General features: G+C 71.9%; 17 protein-coding genes and 1 riboswitch. Of the genes, 10 read left to right on the plus strand and 7 right to left on the minus strand.

Going from position 1 to position 17,442, the window contains the following annotated elements; all coding sequences use genetic code 11:
- Nucleotides 1-1,635 (minus strand): hypothetical protein, encoded by a 1,635-nt coding sequence (locus tag ACIBST_RS21995; protein ID WP_397174051.1) that lies wholly within the window; start codon nucleotides 1,633-1,635, stop codon nucleotides 1-3.
- Between the two features lie 158 nt (nucleotides 1,636-1,793).
- On the opposite strand from ACIBST_RS21995, the gene ACIBST_RS22000 reads away from it, so the two are divergent.
- The 8 genes from ACIBST_RS22000 to ACIBST_RS22035 all read left to right on the plus strand — a co-directional run bounded on the left by ACIBST_RS22000 (nucleotide 1,794) and on the right by ACIBST_RS22035 (nucleotide 11,744).
- A complete protein-coding gene (locus ACIBST_RS22000; RefSeq protein ID WP_364337341.1) occupies nucleotides 1,794-2,375 on the plus strand; it encodes a CDP-alcohol phosphatidyltransferase family protein in 582 nt (193 codons plus the stop codon).
- Between the two features lie 4 nt (nucleotides 2,376-2,379).
- Nucleotides 2,380-4,884 (plus strand): sugar phosphate nucleotidyltransferase, encoded by a 2,505-nt coding sequence (locus ACIBST_RS22005; protein WP_397174053.1) that lies wholly within the window; start codon nucleotides 2,380-2,382, stop codon nucleotides 4,882-4,884.
- Between the two features lie 261 nt (nucleotides 4,885-5,145).
- Nucleotides 5,146-5,658 (plus strand): FHA domain-containing protein, encoded by a 513-nt coding sequence (locus ACIBST_RS22010; RefSeq protein ID WP_352325615.1) that lies wholly within the window; start codon nucleotides 5,146-5,148, stop codon nucleotides 5,656-5,658.
- A gap of 23 nt (nucleotides 5,659-5,681) precedes the next feature.
- Nucleotides 5,682-6,308, plus strand: a complete 627-nt coding sequence (locus tag ACIBST_RS22015; RefSeq protein WP_397174055.1) for a MerR family transcriptional regulator — start codon at nucleotides 5,682-5,684, stop codon at nucleotides 6,306-6,308.
- Between the two features lie 132 nt (nucleotides 6,309-6,440).
- Nucleotides 6,441-6,911: a bifunctional nuclease family protein gene (locus ACIBST_RS22020; protein WP_090771501.1), complete on the plus strand. Its 471-nt coding sequence runs from the start codon at nucleotides 6,441-6,443 to the stop codon at nucleotides 6,909-6,911.
- 147 nt (nucleotides 6,912-7,058) lie between these two features.
- Entirely contained in the window at nucleotides 7,059-7,679 is a 621-nt protein-coding gene (locus ACIBST_RS22025) for a MerR family transcriptional regulator (RefSeq protein WP_352325612.1), read from the plus strand.
- Nucleotides 7,680-7,727: 48 nt separating this feature from the next.
- Nucleotides 7,728-7,824, plus strand: a riboswitch (glycine riboswitch).
- Between the two features lie 166 nt (nucleotides 7,825-7,990).
- Complete coding sequence (gene gcvP / locus ACIBST_RS22030; RefSeq protein ID WP_397174057.1) at nucleotides 7,991-10,816, plus strand: aminomethyl-transferring glycine dehydrogenase; 2,826 nt, start codon at nucleotides 7,991-7,993, stop codon at nucleotides 10,814-10,816.
- Between the two features lie 127 nt (nucleotides 10,817-10,943).
- Complete coding sequence (locus tag ACIBST_RS22035; RefSeq protein WP_397174059.1) at nucleotides 10,944-11,744, plus strand: hypothetical protein; 801 nt, start codon at nucleotides 10,944-10,946, stop codon at nucleotides 11,742-11,744.
- A gap of 20 nt (nucleotides 11,745-11,764) precedes the next feature.
- Here the strand turns inward: ACIBST_RS22035 and ACIBST_RS22040 are convergent, their stop codons facing one another.
- Complete coding sequence (locus ACIBST_RS22040) at nucleotides 11,765-12,121, minus strand: hypothetical protein (RefSeq protein ID WP_397174061.1); 357 nt, start codon at nucleotides 12,119-12,121, stop codon at nucleotides 11,765-11,767.
- Nucleotides 12,122-12,203: 82 nt separating this feature from the next.
- Here ACIBST_RS22040 and ACIBST_RS22045 point away from each other — a divergent pair, with 82 nt between their 5' ends.
- Entirely contained in the window at nucleotides 12,204-12,839 is a 636-nt protein-coding gene (locus ACIBST_RS22045; RefSeq protein ID WP_397174063.1) for an alpha/beta family hydrolase, read from the plus strand.
- On the opposite strand, the gene ACIBST_RS22050 is transcribed toward ACIBST_RS22045, so the two are convergent.
- Nucleotides 12,796-12,993 carry a DUF5999 family protein gene (locus tag ACIBST_RS22050; protein ID WP_125637444.1) on the minus strand — a complete coding sequence of 66 codons (198 nt, stop codon included), beginning with the start codon at nucleotides 12,991-12,993 and terminating at the stop codon, nucleotides 12,796-12,798. The two genes, ACIBST_RS22045 and ACIBST_RS22050, sit on opposite strands and share 44 nt — an antisense overlap.
- Nucleotides 12,994-13,191: 198 nt before the next feature.
- Entirely contained in the window at nucleotides 13,192-13,752 is a 561-nt protein-coding gene (locus ACIBST_RS22055; protein ID WP_397174065.1) for a TetR/AcrR family transcriptional regulator C-terminal domain-containing protein, read from the minus strand.
- A gap of 109 nt (nucleotides 13,753-13,861) precedes the next feature.
- On the opposite strand from ACIBST_RS22055, the gene ACIBST_RS22060 reads away from it, so the two are divergent.
- The gene (locus ACIBST_RS22060; RefSeq protein ID WP_352331214.1) at nucleotides 13,862-14,260 is read left to right on the plus strand and encodes a hypothetical protein; all 399 of its coding nucleotides are present in this window, start codon (nucleotides 13,862-13,864) and stop codon (nucleotides 14,258-14,260) included.
- 109 nt (nucleotides 14,261-14,369) lie between these two features.
- On the opposite strand, the gene ACIBST_RS22065 is transcribed toward ACIBST_RS22060, so the two are convergent.
- The 3 genes from ACIBST_RS22065 to ACIBST_RS22075 form a co-directional block, all read right to left on the minus strand.
- The gene (locus tag ACIBST_RS22065; protein ID WP_397174067.1) at nucleotides 14,370-15,707 is read right to left on the minus strand and encodes an RNA polymerase sigma factor; all 1,338 of its coding nucleotides are present in this window, start codon (nucleotides 15,705-15,707) and stop codon (nucleotides 14,370-14,372) included.
- Between the two features lie 171 nt (nucleotides 15,708-15,878).
- Nucleotides 15,879-16,229, minus strand: coding sequence for a hypothetical protein (locus tag ACIBST_RS22070; RefSeq protein ID WP_397174069.1), 351 nt, complete (start codon nucleotides 16,227-16,229; stop codon nucleotides 15,879-15,881).
- A gap of 44 nt (nucleotides 16,230-16,273) precedes the next feature.
- The gene (locus ACIBST_RS22075) at nucleotides 16,274-17,419 is read right to left on the minus strand and encodes an AMP-binding protein (protein WP_397174071.1); all 1,146 of its coding nucleotides are present in this window, start codon (nucleotides 17,417-17,419) and stop codon (nucleotides 16,274-16,276) included.
- Nucleotides 17,420-17,442: the final 23 nt, after the last annotated feature.

Raw genomic sequence — 17,442 nt, forward strand, 5'->3', positions numbered from 1 at the left:
TCAGGCGCCCACCCAGCGGGCCAGGGCCACCGCGGCGGGGCCCAGCAGGGCCAGCACGGCCCCCGACAACGCGTGCACCATGGTGTAGGCCAGCAGCGGCGTCCCGTTCCCCGACCTCACCCGCACCCCGCCCAGGACGGTCGTCAGGCCGTGCTGCCCGGTCACCGCGCCCAGCACCAGCGGCGGCGGCAGCATCATCAGCTTGGCCCCCAGCGCCAGCGAGATCACCACCGGCACGGCCGCCGTGGCGACCGCGCCCAGGGCCACCTGCCAGGCGTGCCGCGCCACCAGTTCCACCGCCGCCGGGCCGGCCGACAGCCCGAGCGCCGCCACGAACACGCCGAGCGCCACCTCGCCCACCACCCGGGCGGCGCCGGCGTCGTACTGGCCGAAGCCGGCCCGTCCGGTCCGTGCCCGGCCGAACACCAGCCCGGCCGCCAGGCAGCCGAGCGAGGCCGTCAGGCCGCCCGCCAGGCCCGCCACCATCCCCGCCACGAGCCCGGCGGCCAGGTAGACGACGTCGGCCCGCCGCCCGGCCTCCGCCCGCGCCCCGAGCCAGGACGCCGCCCGGTCCACGTCCCGCTTCAGCCCGGTCACCCGCACCACGTCACCGGCGCACAGCCGCGTGCCCGGCCTGACCGGCAACCGGCACCCCACCCGCCGCACCTCGCACACGTGCAGGTCCTGCACCCCCTGGCCGGACAGCCCGGCGCGCAGGTCGCGCACGGTCGCCGGCGGCCGGCTTCCGAGCATGACGTCGGCCACCTCCACGTCCAGGTCGAGCTCCCGCCCGCCCGGCACCTCGGGCCCGACCACCGCGCCGGCGTTGACGACGTCCTGCCGCACGCCGACCACCACGACCTCGTCGTCCCGCTGGAGCAGCGTGTCGGGGCCGAACGGGATCGGGCGGCCGTTCCTGCGCAGCCGCTCCACCGAGACCCGGGTGCCCATGGCGATCTCCGCCTGCCCGACCGTCCTGCCCTCGCCGGTGGTGACCTGGTGGGCCCGGCCCAGCACCGAAGGCGGCGGCGTCTCCTCCGCGCCGTCCAGCCGCCGCCACAGCGCCGCGGCCTCCTCCCCGGGGTCGAACCGGAGCGCCGCGGGCGCGGCCCTGACGGTCAGCAGCGCGACGGTGACCAGGGCGAGGAGGTAGGACAGGACGTACGCGGGCCCGAGCGCCTGGTGCGCGATCCCGGCGGCCTGCAGGGCGTCGGACGCCGTGCCCAGCGCCACCGGCCCGGCCGCCGCCCCGGCGACCAGCCCCGCCGTGGTGCCCGGGTCGAGCCCGAGCGCGTCCGCCACCAGCGCCGCGACCGCCAGCGCCCCGACGACCTCGACGACCGTGAACCACAGGTACCGCAGGTTGCGCCCGGTGAACGCGGCGAAGAAGGCGGGCCCGAGGGTGTAGCCGATGGTGAAGGCGAAGATCGAGAAGGCGATCACGCGCACCTGCTGGTGGACCTCGACGCCGCCGGTCAGCAGCCCCGCGGCGAGGGCGACGGCCAGCGTCCCGGCCGCGCCGCCGAGGGCCACCCCGCGGAACCTGAGCCGGCCCAGGGCGAACCCGAGGGCCAGGCAGAGGAACAAGGCGATCTCCGGCGCGTCCCGCAGCACGCCGGACTCCCAGGGCCACATCCGATCCCCCCAAGGCAGGCCGGCAGCGCGGGGGGATCGATCATCCAGGCTTTTCCCGCCCCCACATGCCGCGAAACGCCATCAACCCCCACCGGCCCCGCGGGGAATGGTCGCTGGTGGGGCGTCTGTGCCGGAGTTCCACGCAGTAGGGTCTCTGCGTGAGCGAAACTTCCGCCGAGGACCGGATCTGGACGGTTCCCAACCTGCTGAGCTTCCTGCGCCTGCTCGGCGTGCCCGTGTTCCTCTGGTTGGTTCTGGGGCCCAGGGCGGACGGGTGGGCCATCGGCATCCTCATCGTGGCCGGGTTCACCGACTGGCTCGACGGCAAGATCGCTCGCGCGTTCAACCAGACCAGCAAGCTCGGCCGGGTGATCGACCCGGCCGCCGACAAGCTGTACGTCTTCGCCACGATCCTGGCGCTGCTGCTGCGCGAGGTCATCCCGTGGTGGCTGGTGGCCGTCATCGTGGCGCGGGAGCTCTTCGTCGCCTGTTCGTTCCCCGTACTTCGCAAACACGGATATAAGGCACTTCAGGTGCATTTCCTGGGCAAGGCCGCCATGTTCAACCTCATGTACGCCTTCCCGCTGCTCTTCCTCGCCTCCCACACCGGGTGGTATGCCGATATAGCGCGAATTGCCGGGTGGGCCTTCGCGATCTGGGGCACCGGCCTGTATTGGTGGGCAGGGATCCTGTATGTGGTGCAGGTGCGCCAACTCGTAACCGCGACCACGAAGGAGTGATCGGGTGAAGGCGGTCGTCATGGCGGGCGGGGAGGGGACTCGGCTGCGTCCGATGACCGCCAACCAGCCCAAACCTCTGCTCCCGGTGGCCAACCGCCCGATCATGGAACACGTCCTGCGCCTGCTCAAACGGCACGGCATCACCGAGACGGTCGTCACCCTGCAGTTCCTGGCCGCCCTCGTGCGCAACTACTTCGGCGACGGCGACGAGCTGGGCATGAACCTCCAGTACGCCACCGAGGACCTGCCGCTCGGCACCGCGGGCAGCGTGAAGAACGCCGCCGCCCGCCTGCGCGACGACCGCTTCCTGGTCATCTCCGGCGACGCCCTCACAGATATCGACTTATCCGACATGATCCGTTTTCATCGCGAAAATTCGGCTCTTGTCACCATCGGTCTGAAGCGCGTTCCCAACCCGCTCGAATTCGGGATCATCATCCTCGACGAGAACGGACGCGTTCAGCGCTTCCTGGAGAAGCCCACCTGGGGCCAGGTCTTCTCCGACACCGTCAACACCGGCATCTACGTCATGGAGCCCGAGATCCTCGACGCCGTGGCCGACGGCGAACCGGTCGACTGGTCCTCGGACGTCTTCCCCGCCCTCCTGGAACGCGGCGCCCCCATCTACGGCTACGTCGCCGACGGCTACTGGGAGGACGTCGGCACCCACGCCAGCTACCTCAAGGCCCAGGCCGACGCGCTGTCCGGCCGGGTCCGCCTCGACATCGGCGGCTTCGAGCTCTCCCCGGGCGTCTGGGTGGCCGACTCGGCCACGGTCGACCCCGACGCCGTCCTGAAGGGCCCGCTGCTGATCGGCGACTACGCCAAGGTGGAGGCGGGCGCCGAACTGCGCGAGTACACCGTGCTGGGCAACAACGCGGTCGTGCGCGAGGGCGCCTTCCTGCACCGCGCGGTCGTCCACGACAACGTCTACGTCGGCCCCGGCGCCCACCTGCGCGGCTGCGTCATCGGCAAGAGCACCGACGTCATGGGCGGCGCCCGCGTCGAGGAGAACGCCGTCATCGGCGACGAGTGCGTCATCGAGGCCGAGGCGTACGTCTCCAGCGGCGTCAAGGTCTACCCGTTCAAGACCATCGAGGCCGGCGCGGTCGTCAACACCAGCGTCATCTGGGAGTCGCGCGGCCAGCGCAACCTGTTCGGCCCGCGCGGGGTCAGCGGCCTGGTCAACGTCGAGATCACCGCCGAGCTGTGCGTCCGGCTGGCCGGCGCGTACGCCACCACCCTGCGCAAGGGCGCCTACGTCGTCACCTCCCGCGACTGCTCCCTGGCCGCAAGGGCGCTCAAGCGGGCCGTCATCGGCGCCCTGACCGCCGCCGCGATCAACGTCCTGGACCTGGAGGCCGCGCCGCTGCCCGTGGCCCGCTTCCACACCGCCCGCGAGTCGGCCGCCGGCGGCATCGCCCTGCGCACCACGCCCGGCGACCCGCAGAGCGTCGACATCGTCATCATGGACGACCGCGGCGCCGACCTGCCCCCGGCCGCCCAGCGCAAGCTGGAGCGGGTCTTCTCCCGCCAGGAGTACCGGCGGGCCTTCCCCGGCGAGATCGCCGAGCTGCACTACCCGGCCAGGGCCGTCGAGGGCTACACGCACGAGCTGATGCGGGCCATCGGCGTCACCGGCGTCAGGGACATGAAAGTCGTGGTCGACTGCGCCGGCGGCACCTCCTCCCTGGTGATGCCCACGCTGCTCAGCCGCGCCGGCGTCGAGGTGCTCACCGTCAACGCCCGGCTGGACGACGTCTCGCCCACCGAGACGCTGGCCGAGCGCCGGCGCGACCTGCAACGCCTGTCGGAGCTGGTCAGCTCCTCGCGGGCGGCCTTCGGCGTCCGCTTCGACCCGGTCGGGGAGCGCATCGCGCTGGTGGACGAGACCGGCCAGCTCATCAGCGAGGATCGCGCCCTGCTGGTCGTGCTGGACCTGGTGGCGGCCGAGCGCCGGGGCGGCCGGGTGGCCCTGCCGGTCACCACCACGCGGGTCGCCGAGCAGGTCTGCCGCTTCCACGGCGTGCAGGTGCAGTGGACCTCGACCGCGCTCGACGCCCTGACCTCCGCCGCCCAGGGCCCCGACATGATCTTCGCGGCCGACGGGCGCGGCGGGTTCGTCGTGCCGGAGTTCAGCCCGGCCATCGACGGCCTGGCCGCGTTCATGCGCCTGCTGGGCCTGGTGGCCCGCACCCGGCTGTCGCTCAGCCAGATCGACGCCAGGATCCCCGAGGTCAAGCTGCTGCGCCGGAGCGTCCCGACCCAGTGGGCGGCCAAGGGCGCGGTGATGCGCTCGGTCATCGAGGCCGCCGAGGCCGAGCCCGACGGCTGGCGCGTGGACACCACCGACGGCGTGCGGGTCGCCCGCGACGACGGGTCGTGGGTGCTGATCCTGCCCGCCGCCGCCGAGCCGGTCACCGAGCTGTGGGCCGAGGCCCCCGACATGGACGGCGCGCAGGCATTGCTCGAACGGTGGGCCCGCGTGGTCGAGCAGGCGGCCGTCTGATCACGTAGAGTAGCGGAAAAGCCTTCGCCCGAGATGTGCGCGCGGAGTGCCGCAAGATCGTAATGTAGAAACGCGCGGCGGCATGGACCACGGGGTGGGGGCGGCGGTAACTTTGTCAGCGTCCGAACCGCAGTCCAGCGCCCCGCCTTGACCTTTGCCGCTGATCAGCGTAAGTTGCGGCATTCGCAAACTTGAAGAGCGAAGGCAGGCGCGTCCCCAGCACCGTCGCCGCGTCTTCGCGGTAGGAGGCCGAGCCGATCGATGCCGAGCGTCTACTGCACGCAGTGCGGGCACGCCAACCCCGAGGATGCCCGTTTCTGTTCCCGCTGTGGGTCACCGCTGACCAGACCCGAGGTCTCCGGGGACACCACGTCGACGATCTCGGTCGCGGGAATCGAGGCGTACGAGGCTGAGACAGGCGACATGCTCCTGGCCGAACGGGCGCTGGTCGAACAGCTCCCGCCCGGCACGGCGTTGCTCACGGTGACCAGAGGGCCCAACCAGGGCAGCCGGTTCCGGCTGGACAAAGACCTCACCACGACCGGGCGCCACCCGGAGAGCGACATCTTCCTCGACGACATCACCGTCTCCCGCCGCCACGTGGAGTTCTACCGCCACCGCGGCGGCCAGTTCTCCGTACGCGACGTGGGCAGCCTCAACGGCACCTACGTCAACCGGGAGCGCATCGAGGAGGTTCCCCTGCACTCCGGAGACGAGGTGCAGATCGGCAAGTTCCGCCTCGTCTTCCTGATGAGGGTCAACGCCGGCGCATGAGCTCACAGGCGGCACGCTCGCACATGAGCATCGGGGAGGTGCTCGCCCTGCTGCAGGGCGAGTTCCCCGACGTCACCGTGTCCAAGATCCGCTTCTTGGAGGGTGAGGGGCTGATCGAGCCCGAGCGCAGCCCCTCGGGCTACCGCAAGTTCACCCATCTCCACGTCGAGCAGTTGCGTTTCATCCTGACCGAGCAGCGCGACCACTACCTGCCGCTGCGGGTGATCAAGGACAGGATGGCCGAGAGCTTCGGCCGTCCGCGCGCGGTGCAGCAGACCCAGGAGATCCGGTACGACCGGGCCCAGCTGCTGGAGGCGGCCGGCATCGACGAGGAGACCCTCGCCGAGCTGGAGGACTACGGCCTGCTCGCCCCCGTGGCCAGGCGCTACGACGAGGAGGCGCTGAAGATCGCGCGCAGCGTCGGCGCCCTGGCCCGCTTCGGCCTGCACGCCCGCCATCTGCGCGCGGTCAAGGCCGCCGCCGAGCGGGAGTGCGGGCTGGTCGAGCAGACCGTCGCGCCCATACTCAAGCGGCGCGCGCCCGGCGCCATCGGCGAGGCCGACGAGGCCGCCAGGGAGCTGTCCACGCTCCTGCTCGACCTGCACGCCTCGCTGGTCCGTCTCGGCGTCAGGTCTGTCCTGGGCCGCTGAGGGCACAGAGCTGGAAGGCCGGGGCACATTCCAGGCCTGCCGGGTGTTACGTTGAAATGCATAGGCGTGTAGCAGAAACGACCCAGTCAACAGCTGTGCCGGGTGACCGGCCGGCCGAATACGGAGCAGCCCGTGTTGCAGATGGAGGTCGTGGGCGTTCGAGTTGAGATGCCCACAAATCAGCCGATCGTCTTGCTCAAGGAGGCACACGGGGAACGGTTCCTTCCGATCTGGATCGGCATGACCGAGGCGACCGCGATCGCCCTGGCGCAGGCCGAGGAGCCGCCGCCCCGGCCGCTCACCCACGACCTGTTCAGGGACGTGCTGAGCGCGCTCGGCGTCGGGCTGCGCGCGGTCAACATCGTGGCCCTGCGTGACGGCATCTTCTTCGCCGACCTGGTGTTCTCCAACGGCGTGGAGGTCAGCGCCCGCCCCTCCGACTCCATCGCCCTGGCGCTGCGCACCGGCGCGCGCATCTTCGCCAGCGAAGAGGTCGTCCAGGAGGCCGGTGTGATCATCCCTGACGACCAGGAGGACGAGGTGGAGAAGTTCAGGGAGTTCCTTGACACGATCACTCCCGAGGACTTCGGCAGGGCGGGGTAGGTATTTCAGTGCATTTACGCTTCACGACGCGCCGAGCCGGATCGTTGACTGAGCATGGTCACGGTCCTACGGTGCAAGTGAAACCCGTGGTCGCCCTTTACGAACCCCCAGATCAGGCCATGGGATGAGAGAAAGCCGGAGGTCCGCGTGGCGGTCAGCAGCGGCGAGGGAAAGACGGCCGGCCAGGAAGATCCGGTGCGGCGCGAGAGCGCGCGGCAGCGTGCCGGAGAGCAGGGACTGCTCTTCGACGAGCAGCCCGCGACGGTGCCCGACGACATCGGATACCGCGGGCCCACAGCCTGCTCGGCGGCCGGCATCACCTACAGGCAGCTCGACTACTGGGCGCGCACGGGCCTGGTCGAGCCCACGATAAGAGCCGCGCACGGCTCGGGCTCGCAGCGGCTCTACAGCTTCCGCGACATCCTGGTGCTCAAGGTCGTCAAACGGCTGCTCGACACCGGGGTGTCGTTGCAGCAGATCCGCACCGCGGTGCAGCATCTGCGTGACCGCGGGGTCGCCGACCTCGCGCAGATCACGCTCATGAGCGACGGTGTCAGCGTCTACGAGTGCACCTCGGCCGACGAGGTGATCGATCTCCTCCAGGGCGGCCAGGGCGTGTTCGGCATCGCGCTCGGCCGGGTCTGGCGAGAGGTCGAGGGCTCCCTCGCGGAGCTGCCGGGGGAACGGGCGGCGGTCGAGGACACCGTCCCGGCCGACCATCCCGCTGACGAGCTCGCCAAGCGGCGTCGCGCACGCCGCACGGGGTGAGCTGAACCGCTGAACACACCGTAGTAATCTAGGACAGAGTAAGGCTGATGACCCCGTGCGGGAGAGTCCCTGGGCTTCGGTCCTGGGGCGCCGAAGGAGCAACCCTCCCCGGAATCTCTCAGGCATCCCGTACCGCTCGGGTGAGGCAACTCTGGAAAGCAGGTGCGCCCGCCAGGCGCACCTCACCGACGGTGCAAGCCCCATGGTGGGGTGAAGCTCTCAGGTCGCGATGACGTCGCGATGACAGAGGGGGAGATCCGGCACTCGCCCGCGCCCTGGCGCCGGTCTCCAAGCCTCGGGAGGCAACCTCCATGACCGACCTGTCCGCTCCGCCGTTCTCGTCCAGGCACATCGGCCCATCCGAGTCCGAGCAGCAGCGCATGCTCGAGGCCGTGGGCTTCGAGTCCGTCGGCGATCTGGTGGCCGTGGCCGTGCCCGAGGCCATCAGGGTCAAGGACCGGCTCAAGCTGCCGGCCGCCGCGAGCGAGACCGAGGCCATCGCCGAGCTGCGCGAGCTGGCCTCCCGCAACCGGGTGCTGACCTCCATGATCGGCCTGGGCTACTACGACACCGTCACGCCCGCCGTCATCCGGCGCAACCTGCTGGAGAACCCGGGCTGGTACACCGCCTACACGCCGTACCAGCCGGAGATCTCGCAGGGCCGCCTGGAGGCGCTGCTGAACTTCCAGACGGTCGTCTCCGACCTGACCGGCCTCGACGTCGCCGGCGCCTCCCTGCTGGACGAGGCCACCGCCGCGGCCGAGGCCATGACGCTGGCCCGCCGGGCCGGCAGGTCCAAGAGCGACGTGTTCGTGGTCGACGCCGACACGCTGCCCCAGACCAAGGCCGTGCTGGCCACCCGCGCCGAGCCGCTCGGCATCACGCTGGTCGAGCACGACCTCGACGGCGAGCTGCCGGAGTGCTTCGGCGTGCTCGTCCAGTACCCGGGCGCCTCGGGCCGCCTGCGCGACTTCCGCGACGTGGCCGCCAGGGCGCACGAGGCGGGCGCGCTCGTCGTGGCCGCCGCCGACCTGCTGGCCCTCACGCTGGTGGCCGCCCCCGGCGAGCTGGGCGCCGACATCGCCGTCGGCTCCTCCCAGCGCTTCGGCGTCTCCTTCGGGTTCGGCGGGCCGCACGCGGCCTACATGTCCGTACGCGAGGGCCTGCAGCGGCAGATGCCCGGCCGCCTGGTCGGCGTGTCGGTCGACGTCGACGGCGACCCCGCCTACCGGCTGGCCCTGCAGACCCGCGAGCAGCACATCCGCCGTGAGAAGGCCACCAGCAACATCTGCACCGCCCAGGTCCTGCTGGCCGTGATCGCCGGCATGTACGCCGTCTACCACGGCCCCGAGGGCCTGCGCCGGATCGCGCACCGCGTGCACCGGCACGCCGTCGCGCTGGCCGGCGGGCTGCGCGAGGCCGGCCTGGAGGTCGTGCACGGCGAGTTCTTCGACACCGTGCTCGTCCGTGTGCCCGGCGGGGCCGCCGAGGTGGTTGCCGCCGCCGCCGAGCGGGGCGTCAACCTGTGGCAGGCCGGCGACGACCACGTCTCGATCGCCTGCGACGAGAAGACCGGCGCGGCCGAGCTGGTCAAGGTGTGGGCCGCCTTCGGCGTCGAGCGCCAGGACGTGGCGCTGGAGGCCGACGCGCTGCCGGCCGAACTGCTGCGCGAGTCGGACTACCTGACCCACCCGGTCTTCCACAGTCACCGCTCCGAGACCGCGATGCTGCGCTACCTGCGCAGGCTGCAGGACAAGGACATCGCGCTCGACCGTTCGATGATCCCGCTCGGCTCGTGCACGATGAAGCTGAACGCGACCACCGAGATGGAGCCGATCACCTGGCCGGAGTTCGCCGGCGTGCACCCGTACGCGCCGGAGGCCCAGACCGAGGGCTACCGGGAGCTCGTCGGCACCCTGGAGGGCTGGCTGGCCGAGGTGACCGGCTACGACGCGGTCTCCATCCAGCCGAACGCCGGCTCCCAGGGCGAGTTCGCCGGCCTGCTGGCCATCCGCGCCTACCACCAGGCCAACGGCGACACCGAGCGGGACGTGTGCCTGATCCCGTCCTCGGCCCACGGCACGAACGCGGCCAGCGCCGTCATGGCGGGCATGCGGGTCGTGGTCGTGGCCTGCGACAGCGACGGGAACATCGACCTGGCCGACCTTGACGCCAAGATCGCCAAGCACCGCGACAAGCTCGCCGCGATCATGGTGACGTACCCGTCCACGCACGGCGTGTACGAGGAGTCGATCACCGAGGTCTGCGCCAAGGTGCACGAGGCCGGCGGCCAGGTCTACGTCGACGGCGCCAACCTCAACGCCCTGGTGGGCCTGGCCAAGCCGGGCGAGTTCGGCGCCGACGTGTCCCACCTGAACCTGCACAAGACGTTCTGCATCCCGCACGGCGGCGGCGGCCCCGGCGTCGGCCCGGTCGCGGTCCGCGGCCACCTGGCCGCCTACCTGCCCGGCCACCCGCTGCGCGACGGCAGCCCGGTCGGCCCGGTCTCGGCCGCCCCGTACGGCTCGGCGGGCATCCTGCCGATCTCGTGGGCGTACGTGCGGATGATGGGCTCCGAGGGCCTCACCGCGGCCACCGAGCAGGCCATCCTGTCGGCCAACTACCTGGCCAGGCGGCTGGCCCCGCACTACCCGGTGCTCTACACCGGCCGCGGCGGCCTGGTGGCCCACGAGTGCATCGTGGACCTGCGCCAGATCACCAAGGAGACCGGCGTCACCGTCGACGACGTGGCCAAGCGCCTGATCGACTACGGCTTCCACGCGCCGACCATGTCGTTCCCGGTGGCCGGCACGCTGATGATCGAGCCGACCGAGAGCGAGGACCTGGACGAGCTCGACCGGTTCGTGGACGCCATGATCGCCATCCGCGGCGAGATCGCCAAGGTGGCCTCCGGCGACTACGACAAGACCGACAACCCGCTGCGCAACGCGCCGCACACGGCCGAGTCGGTCACCGCCGACGAGTGGGCCCACCCGTACTCGCGGACCGAGGCGGCCTACCCGGTGGCCTCGCTGCGCGAGGGCAAGTACTGGGTGCCGGTGCGCCGCATCGACCAGGCGTACGGCGACCGCAACCTGGTGTGCTCCTGCCCGCCGCTGGAGGCGTACGAGGACTGATCCGCCCGCGCGGGTCCCCGCCCGGGGACCCGCGCCGGACCCGGCCCAGTCCTGCACCGTCAAGTGAGCAGACATGATCGCGACGAGCCGTTAGGCTCGGTGCGATCCGTCGCCGGAAGGAGCTCTCTTGACGTTCTCAGAGCTGCAGACCCCGCCGCTCGACACCGCCCGCCGGCTGGCCGAGGGCGGCGACCTGGAGGGTGCGGCGGCGATCCTGACCGAGCTGGTCGCCGACCCCGACAGCCCCGACCGGGCCCAGGCCGCCGTGGGGCTGGCCGTGGTGCTCGACGAGCGCGGCGACACCGAGGCCGCCCGCGCCGCGGCCCGCACCGCGCTGGCCACCGGCCATCCCGAGTACGCCGCCCAGGCCGCCTGCCACCTGGCCCAGGGCTTCGAACGCGAGGGCCGCGACGACCAGGCAAGGGCCGCCTGGCAGGCCGTGCTCGGCGTCGGCACCCCGGCCTACGTCCCGCTGGCGCACCTCGCGCTGGCCCGGCTGGCCGGCAGCCCCCAGGAGGCCGGCAAGGAGCTGCGCTCGGCCCTCGACGCGAGCCTTGACTCAGGCGACGCCGAGGCCGCCGCGCACGCGGCCCGCCAGCTCGCCGAGACGCTGCTGGAGTACGGCGACCCGGGGGAGGCCGCCGGGCTGCTGCTGGACGCGCTGGAGTTCGCCCCGGCGCGGGAGCTGCCGGGCCTGCGGGTGCTGCTCGGCATCGCGCACCTGGAACTGGCCTGCGCCGAGTTCGCCGAGGCCGTCGAGAGCGGGGCCGACCCCCAGACGGGCGCGCTGGCCATCGAGCTGCTGGCGCGCACGCTGCCGCTGCGCGGGCGCACCGAGGACGCCGGCCAGGTGTGGACCTACGGCCTGGAGCACGAGGACCAGACCATGGCCGCCGAGGTCCGGCTGCGTTTCCACCGCGACGCCTGAGCGCCGCCCGAGGAGAAGGCTCAGCCGCGGCGCATGATGGCCACGGCGGCGGCCACGTTGATGGCGACGATCGCCAGCCACGTGATCGTCAGGCCGACCAGCCCCGAGTTGCCGGACGCGATGGCGGTCAGCGGGATGCCGAGGCCCATCGAGCCCAGCGCGACGGGGATCATGGCCGCGCCGTTGTTCTGCCGCTGCTTGGGCTTGGCCGGGGTGAGGTCGTGGCCGCTCAGCTCGGCCTGGACGCGGGCGGCGATGGTGGCGTCGAGCCGTTCGACGAAGGACTCGACGAGCGCGGCCTCGTAGTCGGGGCCGAGGTCGCGGCGGGCGTCGAGGGTGGCCTGCAGGTCATCCCGGATGGGGCGCATCTCTGGCATGCAAGCCATCATCCCGGTTGTCCGGCGCGCCGTCATCAGACCTGGGAGCCAACGGCGGATCCTCCCCAGGTACGGTGCTGCCATGGAGATCATGACTCCGCGGGGGCCGGCGCTGGTGCAGGTCGACGAGGCGGCCGAGCCCCGGCTGCTGCTGGTGCTGACCCACGACTCGGCCGGGGGAGTGGACGCGCCCGACCTGCTGGCCGTCCGTGACGCCGCGCTCGGGGCGGGGGCGACCGTGGCCAGGGTGTCGCAGGCGTTCCGGGTCGCGGGGGCGCGGGCGCCGGGCTCGGCCGCCCGGCAGGACGAGGCCTGGGAAGTGGTGCTGGGCGAGCTGCGCGCCGGGTGGCCGGGGCTGCCGCTGGTGCAGGGCGGCCGGAGCAACGGCGCCCGGGTGGCCTGCCGTACGGCCTCGGCGGTGGGCGCGGCGGCGGTGGTGGCGCTGGCCTTCCCGCTGCACCCGCCCGGCAGGCCGGAGCGTTCCAGGGCCGAGGAGCTGCGCGGGGCCGGGGTCGACGTGCTGGTGGTCAACGGGGACCGGGATCCGTTCGGAGTGCCGGATCCGGCGGACTGCGCCCGGCTGGTGGTCCTGCCGGGCGAGGGCCACGACCTGAAGCGGGACCCCGCCCGGGTGGGCGAGGTCGTGGCCCGGTGGATCGGTGATTACGCCGCCGTCAGGCGGCGCCCACCAGGGGGTCGGGCCGGTGCGGCGCGATGACGGTGCCGCTGGGCAGCAGCTCCCCGGTGTCCTCGAACAGGACGACGCCGTTGCAGAGAAGGCTCCACCCCTGCTCGGGGTGGCATGCGAGGGTGCGTGCTGCCTCGCGGTCCGGCGCCTCGGCAGACGGACAGGCCGGGTCGTGCGGGCACATCGGCGTGCCTCCGATATCTCGTGGGTGCTCCCGGGAGAGGGACGGGAGCGGCTCGGGTTTGTTGTTCTGGCAAGTGTGCGACGTGGGTCACACGGTCCGACATAGCCCGTTCGGACTGTTACAGGAGGATCCCCCGGTCGTGTGACCTTCGACACAGCGTGCCTTATGCAGGATAACGGGCCAAGCGCGACACGCGCACTACGTTTGCAACCCCTTGAGCAAAGCGTCGAGCCCTCTTTCGAAGTCCACATCCGCCCTTTCGTCTCGCCTGACCCATTCATCGACTTCCGGGTCAGCCCATCCGGATTGCTGGACTTCGACCGCCACGCTGCCGAACACGAACGCCCGCAGCGCGCGCACGGCCTCGGGGGCGTCGCTCAGGCCGCCGTCGGCGAGCTGCTCGGTCTGCTCCCTGATGGCGACGGCGGTGGCGCCCTTGGGCGGCTTGGTCAGGGCCAGCGCCAGCACGCCCGGATGCTCGCGCAGCAGCTCCCGGCCCGCCCGGCACCACGCCCTGGCCGTCTCCTGCCAGGTGGCCGCCTGCTCCACGTGCACGGACGTGACGTGCTCGGCCAGCGCGTCCATCAGCGCCTCCTTGCCGCGGGGCAGGTGGTGGTAGATGGCCATGGCCTCCACCTCCAGGGCGTCGCCCAGCCGGCGCATGGTGAGCCGGCGCAGCCCCTGGCTGTCGGCGATGTGGAGTGCGGCCTCGATGATGCGCTCGCGGGAGAGTGGGACGGGAGGTCTCTTTGCGGGCATGGTGATCATCTTACTGGGCGGCCCCGTCCGTCGCCCGGTGTTCGGGGGCGGTGTCGGACGGCGTACCCTTGTGGGTTGAACAGCAAAGACTGCGTGAAGGGCAGGGTCGATGGCGTTTTTCCGTCCGCGGGTGAGCCGGGAGGCCGAGGTTCGCTACCACGCGGACCAGGAGATCTCCAAGGGCTTCCCGCAGCTGCTTGACAAGGCCAGGCAGGCCGAGCAGATCGTGCGCGACCTGCGTGCGGCCGCGGCCGACGAGATCGAGCTGCTGGCGGCGGGCCGGGCGTTCGACGTCGCGCTGACCGAGGCGCTGCGGGCCGCCGAGGCGGGGCAGCGGGCCACGTTCGGCGTGCGCTCCTACGACGACCGCATCGCGCGCCGCAAGGCCAGGGCCACCCCCCGCGGGGCCATGTGGACGGCCGAGGTCGACCGGCTGCGCACGCTGCGCGAGGAGAACCGCATGTGGGGCATCCCGCGCGTGCCCCGGCCGGTGCCCGCCACCGTCTGACCGGAGGGTCCGACCGAAGGCACACGAGAGCCCCGGCGCCGTGCGCGCCGGGGCTCTTCGTGCGTTCCGGGCCGTCACCGCCAAGGGCTGACGGCCCGGGTGGTACGGATCAGCTGGCCCAGTCGAGCAGCGGGCGGGTGTTGCTCGGGTGGCGCAGCTTCGACAGCGACTCCTTCTCCAGCTGGCGGATGCGCTCGCGGGTCAGGCCGAGGTGCTTGCCGATCTCGTCCAGCGTGTGCGGCTTGCCGTCCACCAGGCCGAAGCGCAGGGCCATGATCTTCGACTCGCGGGGCGAGAGGTTGTCGAGCACGCCGCGCAGCTGGTCGCCCAGCAGCTGGCGGTCGACGATCTCCGACGCCTCCGGCGAGTCGACGTCCTCGATGAGGTCGCCGATCGTGGTCTCGCCGTCCTCGCCGATGGTCGCGTTGAGCGAGATCGGCTGGCGGCTGGTGCGCAGCAGCTCCTCGATCTGGTCCGGCGTCTTGTCGAGCTCGACGGCCAGCTCCTCGGGCGTGGGCTCGCGGCCCAGCCTCTGGTGCATGTCCCGCTCGACCCGCGACAGCTTGGAGAGCATCTCCAGCACGTGCACGGGCAGCCGGATCGTCCGGGCGGAGTCGGCGAAGCCGCGCTGGATGGCCTGCCGGATCCACCACATGGCGTAGGTGGAGAACTTGAAGCCCTTGGTGTAGTCGAACTTCTCCACGGCCCTGATCAGCCCCAGGTTGCCCTCCTGGACGACGTCCAGCAGGGACATGCCGCGGTCGGTGTACTTCTTGGCCACCGAGACCACCAGGCGCAGGTTGGCCTCCAGCATGTGGTCCTTGGCCTGCCGGCCGTCCTCGATGACCAGGTGCAGGTCGTCGCGCACGGACGGCGGCACGTCCGGGTCGGTCTCCAGCTTGTACTCGGCGTACAGGCCGGCCTCGATCCGGCGGGCCAGCTCGACCTCCTGGGCGGCGGTGAGCAGGGTCCGGCGGCCGATCGACTTCAGGTACGTGTGCACCGAGTCGCCCATGACGGACTGGTTGTCGTCGAGGTCCATGGCCTCGGTCTCGATCTCGGCGTCCTCGGCCGTCAGTTCGAGGTCGTCGGGGGCCACGTCCTCCTCGTGCTCCGGCTTGCCGTCCACCGGGTTTTTTGCCTCGGCGGCCGTGCGGCCGGTAGCCTTTGCCCCGGAAGCCTTCCTCGGCTTGGGGGCGCTCTTGGTCGCGGTCTTCTGGGTGGTCTTCCTGGCGGCGGTCTTGGTCAGCGACGGCTCGTTCTCGGCAGCCAGGCTCACACCGGCCTCCGAGAGCTCGCGCAGGATCGTGCGGCCTTCCGAGGGGCTGATGCCGGCCTCGGCGAACGCGTCGCGCAGCTCCGCCAGAGAAAGGTGACCCTGGGCTCGCCCTCGTTCAATGAGCTGGTCGAGAGTCGCGGGTGGGGTCGCCACGGCGGTTCTGGGCATGAGGACACCTCCTCCGTACGGAGTCGAAGCGATCAGGCAGGTTGTGGTGGGGCGGTGGTCACTCCGCACGGCGCACCAGTATCAATAACGCCATCCACCGCTATTTGTTCCCGGAGGGATGAAAAAGGGGCGGAACGCCCAGAGGGCGTGCCACCCCCTGGAAGGCGGGAACTACTCCGCCACCTCGAAGCTTCCGGTCCCCTCGGGCATGGGCATCGGCTCGGCCTCTTCCATGCGCTTGTCGGTCCAGTAGTCGATGACCTCGCGCGGGTCGGGATTGACCTCCGTGGACACCACGACGCCGTCGGTGTCGCCGGGCGAGGGCACCGGACGGCCGGTCGGCGACGCCTGCTCGGCTGCCTGGTCGGCCGCCTGCTCGGCTGTCTGGTCGACCACGGCCCGGGTCTCCCTGGCGACCGCGTCGAGCTTGCCCGCCGAGGCGGCCGCCGCGACCGACGCGCCGCCGACGACGATCACGCCGACGACCGCCGCGGACGCCCACATCTTGCGGGTCTGGTTCATGAAGGCTCCCTTCCTTCTCCCCGTTATGACGCAGCCGCACCGCGTCAGGTTCCTGTGCGCAGCCGTACGAGATCGGTCTTGCCGTTGGGCAGCAGCGGCAGGCGGGGGAGGAGCCGCAGGTCGCGCGGCGCGGCGTGGGCGGGCAGCCGGTCGCGGCAGTAGGCGCGCAGCTCGGCCAGCGTGGGCGGCGCGGCCGGGTCGGCCGGCACCACGAACGCCGTGACCGCCTCGCCCCACTCCGGGTCGGGCAGGCCGGCCACGGCCACGTCGGCGACCTCGGGGTGGGTGCCGAGCACCGCGCTGACCACGGCGGCCACGACCTTCTCGCCGCCGGTGTTGACGACGTCGTCGGCCCGGCCGAGCACGCGCAGCCGGCCCTCGTGCAGCTCGCCGAGGTCGGAGGTGACGAACCAGTCGCCGTCGAAGGCGCTACGACCGGCGAAGCGGTAGCCGGAGAAGAGGACGGGCCCGGCGATCCTGATCAGGCCGTCCTCGCCGATTTTGAGATCTACATCGTAAAGGGGGCGGCCGTCGTAGACGCAGCCGCCGCACGTCTCGCTCATCCCGTACGTGGTGAACACCCGGGCGCCGAGCTCCACGGCCCGCTCGACCAGCCCCGCCCTGGGCGCCGCGCCGCCGAGCAGGATCGTGCGGAACACCGACAGGTCGGCGCCCGTCTCGACCAGCCGGTGGAGCTGCGTCGGCACCAAGGAGACGTGGTGGGCGCCGGAGGTCAGCACGGCCCGCACGTCGAAGGAGGGGTGGATGATCGGCTCGCTGCCCGACAGCAGGGCGCGGACCAGCACCTGCAGGCCGGAGACGTGGGAGACGGGCAGGCAGCACAGCCACCGGTCGCCCTCGGCGGCCCCGATCCTGTTCAGCGAGGCCGACGCCGAGGCGCGCAGGGCTGTGGCCGACAGCTGCACGCCCTTGGGCGCGCCGGTGCTGCCGCTGGTGGCGATGACGACCGCCACGTCGGCGGGGACGCCCTCGCCGCCGGGCCGCGGCTCACCGCCGGCGTGCGTGGGCCGCAGCGCCTGGAGGGCCTGGTGCTCGTGGCCCGGCTGGAGCGGCAGGACGGCCGGGCCGTCGCCGGAGAGCGCGTCGCGGATCGCGGTGAAAAGGCCGGGGCCGGGAGGCTGCACAATGGCATGCAGCGGACGGTCCGGATGCGACGGGTTCCTCCACATGCTCGTAAGGTTAATGGCGACAG

The organism is Nonomuraea sp. NPDC049684 (genome assembly GCF_044465345.1).
GTDB lineage: Bacteria > Actinomycetota > Actinomycetes > Streptosporangiales > Streptosporangiaceae > Nonomuraea.

Bases quoted from the DNA above. Each gene is read 5' to 3' on its own strand.
- ACIBST_RS22045 (WP_397174063.1), top strand. From the start codon at position 12,204: ATGGAGATCATGACTCCGCGGGGGCCGGCGCTGGTGCAGGTCGACGAG.
- ACIBST_RS22055 (WP_397174065.1), bottom strand. From the start codon at position 13,752: ATGCCCGCAAAGAGACCTCCCGTCCCACTCTCCCGCGAGCGCATCATC.
- ACIBST_RS22010 (WP_352325615.1), top strand. From the start codon at position 5,146: ATGCCGAGCGTCTACTGCACGCAGTGCGGGCACGCCAACCCCGAGGAT.
- ACIBST_RS22075 (WP_397174071.1), bottom strand. From the start codon at position 17,419: ATGTGGAGGAACCCGTCGCATCCGGACCGTCCGCTGCATGCCATTGTG.
- ACIBST_RS22015 (WP_397174055.1), top strand. From the start codon at position 5,682: ATGAGCATCGGGGAGGTGCTCGCCCTGCTGCAGGGCGAGTTCCCCGAC.
- ACIBST_RS22040 (WP_397174061.1), bottom strand. From the start codon at position 12,121: ATGCCAGAGATGCGCCCCATCCGGGATGACCTGCAGGCCACCCTCGAC.
- ACIBST_RS22050 (WP_125637444.1), bottom strand. From the start codon at position 12,993: ATGTGCCCGCACGACCCGGCCTGTCCGTCTGCCGAGGCGCCGGACCGC.
- gcvP (WP_397174057.1), top strand. From the start codon at position 7,991: ATGACCGACCTGTCCGCTCCGCCGTTCTCGTCCAGGCACATCGGCCCA.
- ACIBST_RS22060 (WP_352331214.1), top strand. From the start codon at position 13,862: ATGGCGTTTTTCCGTCCGCGGGTGAGCCGGGAGGCCGAGGTTCGCTAC.
- ACIBST_RS22070 (WP_397174069.1), bottom strand. From the start codon at position 16,229: ATGAACCAGACCCGCAAGATGTGGGCGTCCGCGGCGGTCGTCGGCGTG.
- ACIBST_RS22065 (WP_397174067.1), bottom strand. From the start codon at position 15,707: ATGCCCAGAACCGCCGTGGCGACCCCACCCGCGACTCTCGACCAGCTC.
- ACIBST_RS21995 (WP_397174051.1), bottom strand. From the start codon at position 1,635: ATGTGGCCCTGGGAGTCCGGCGTGCTGCGGGACGCGCCGGAGATCGCC.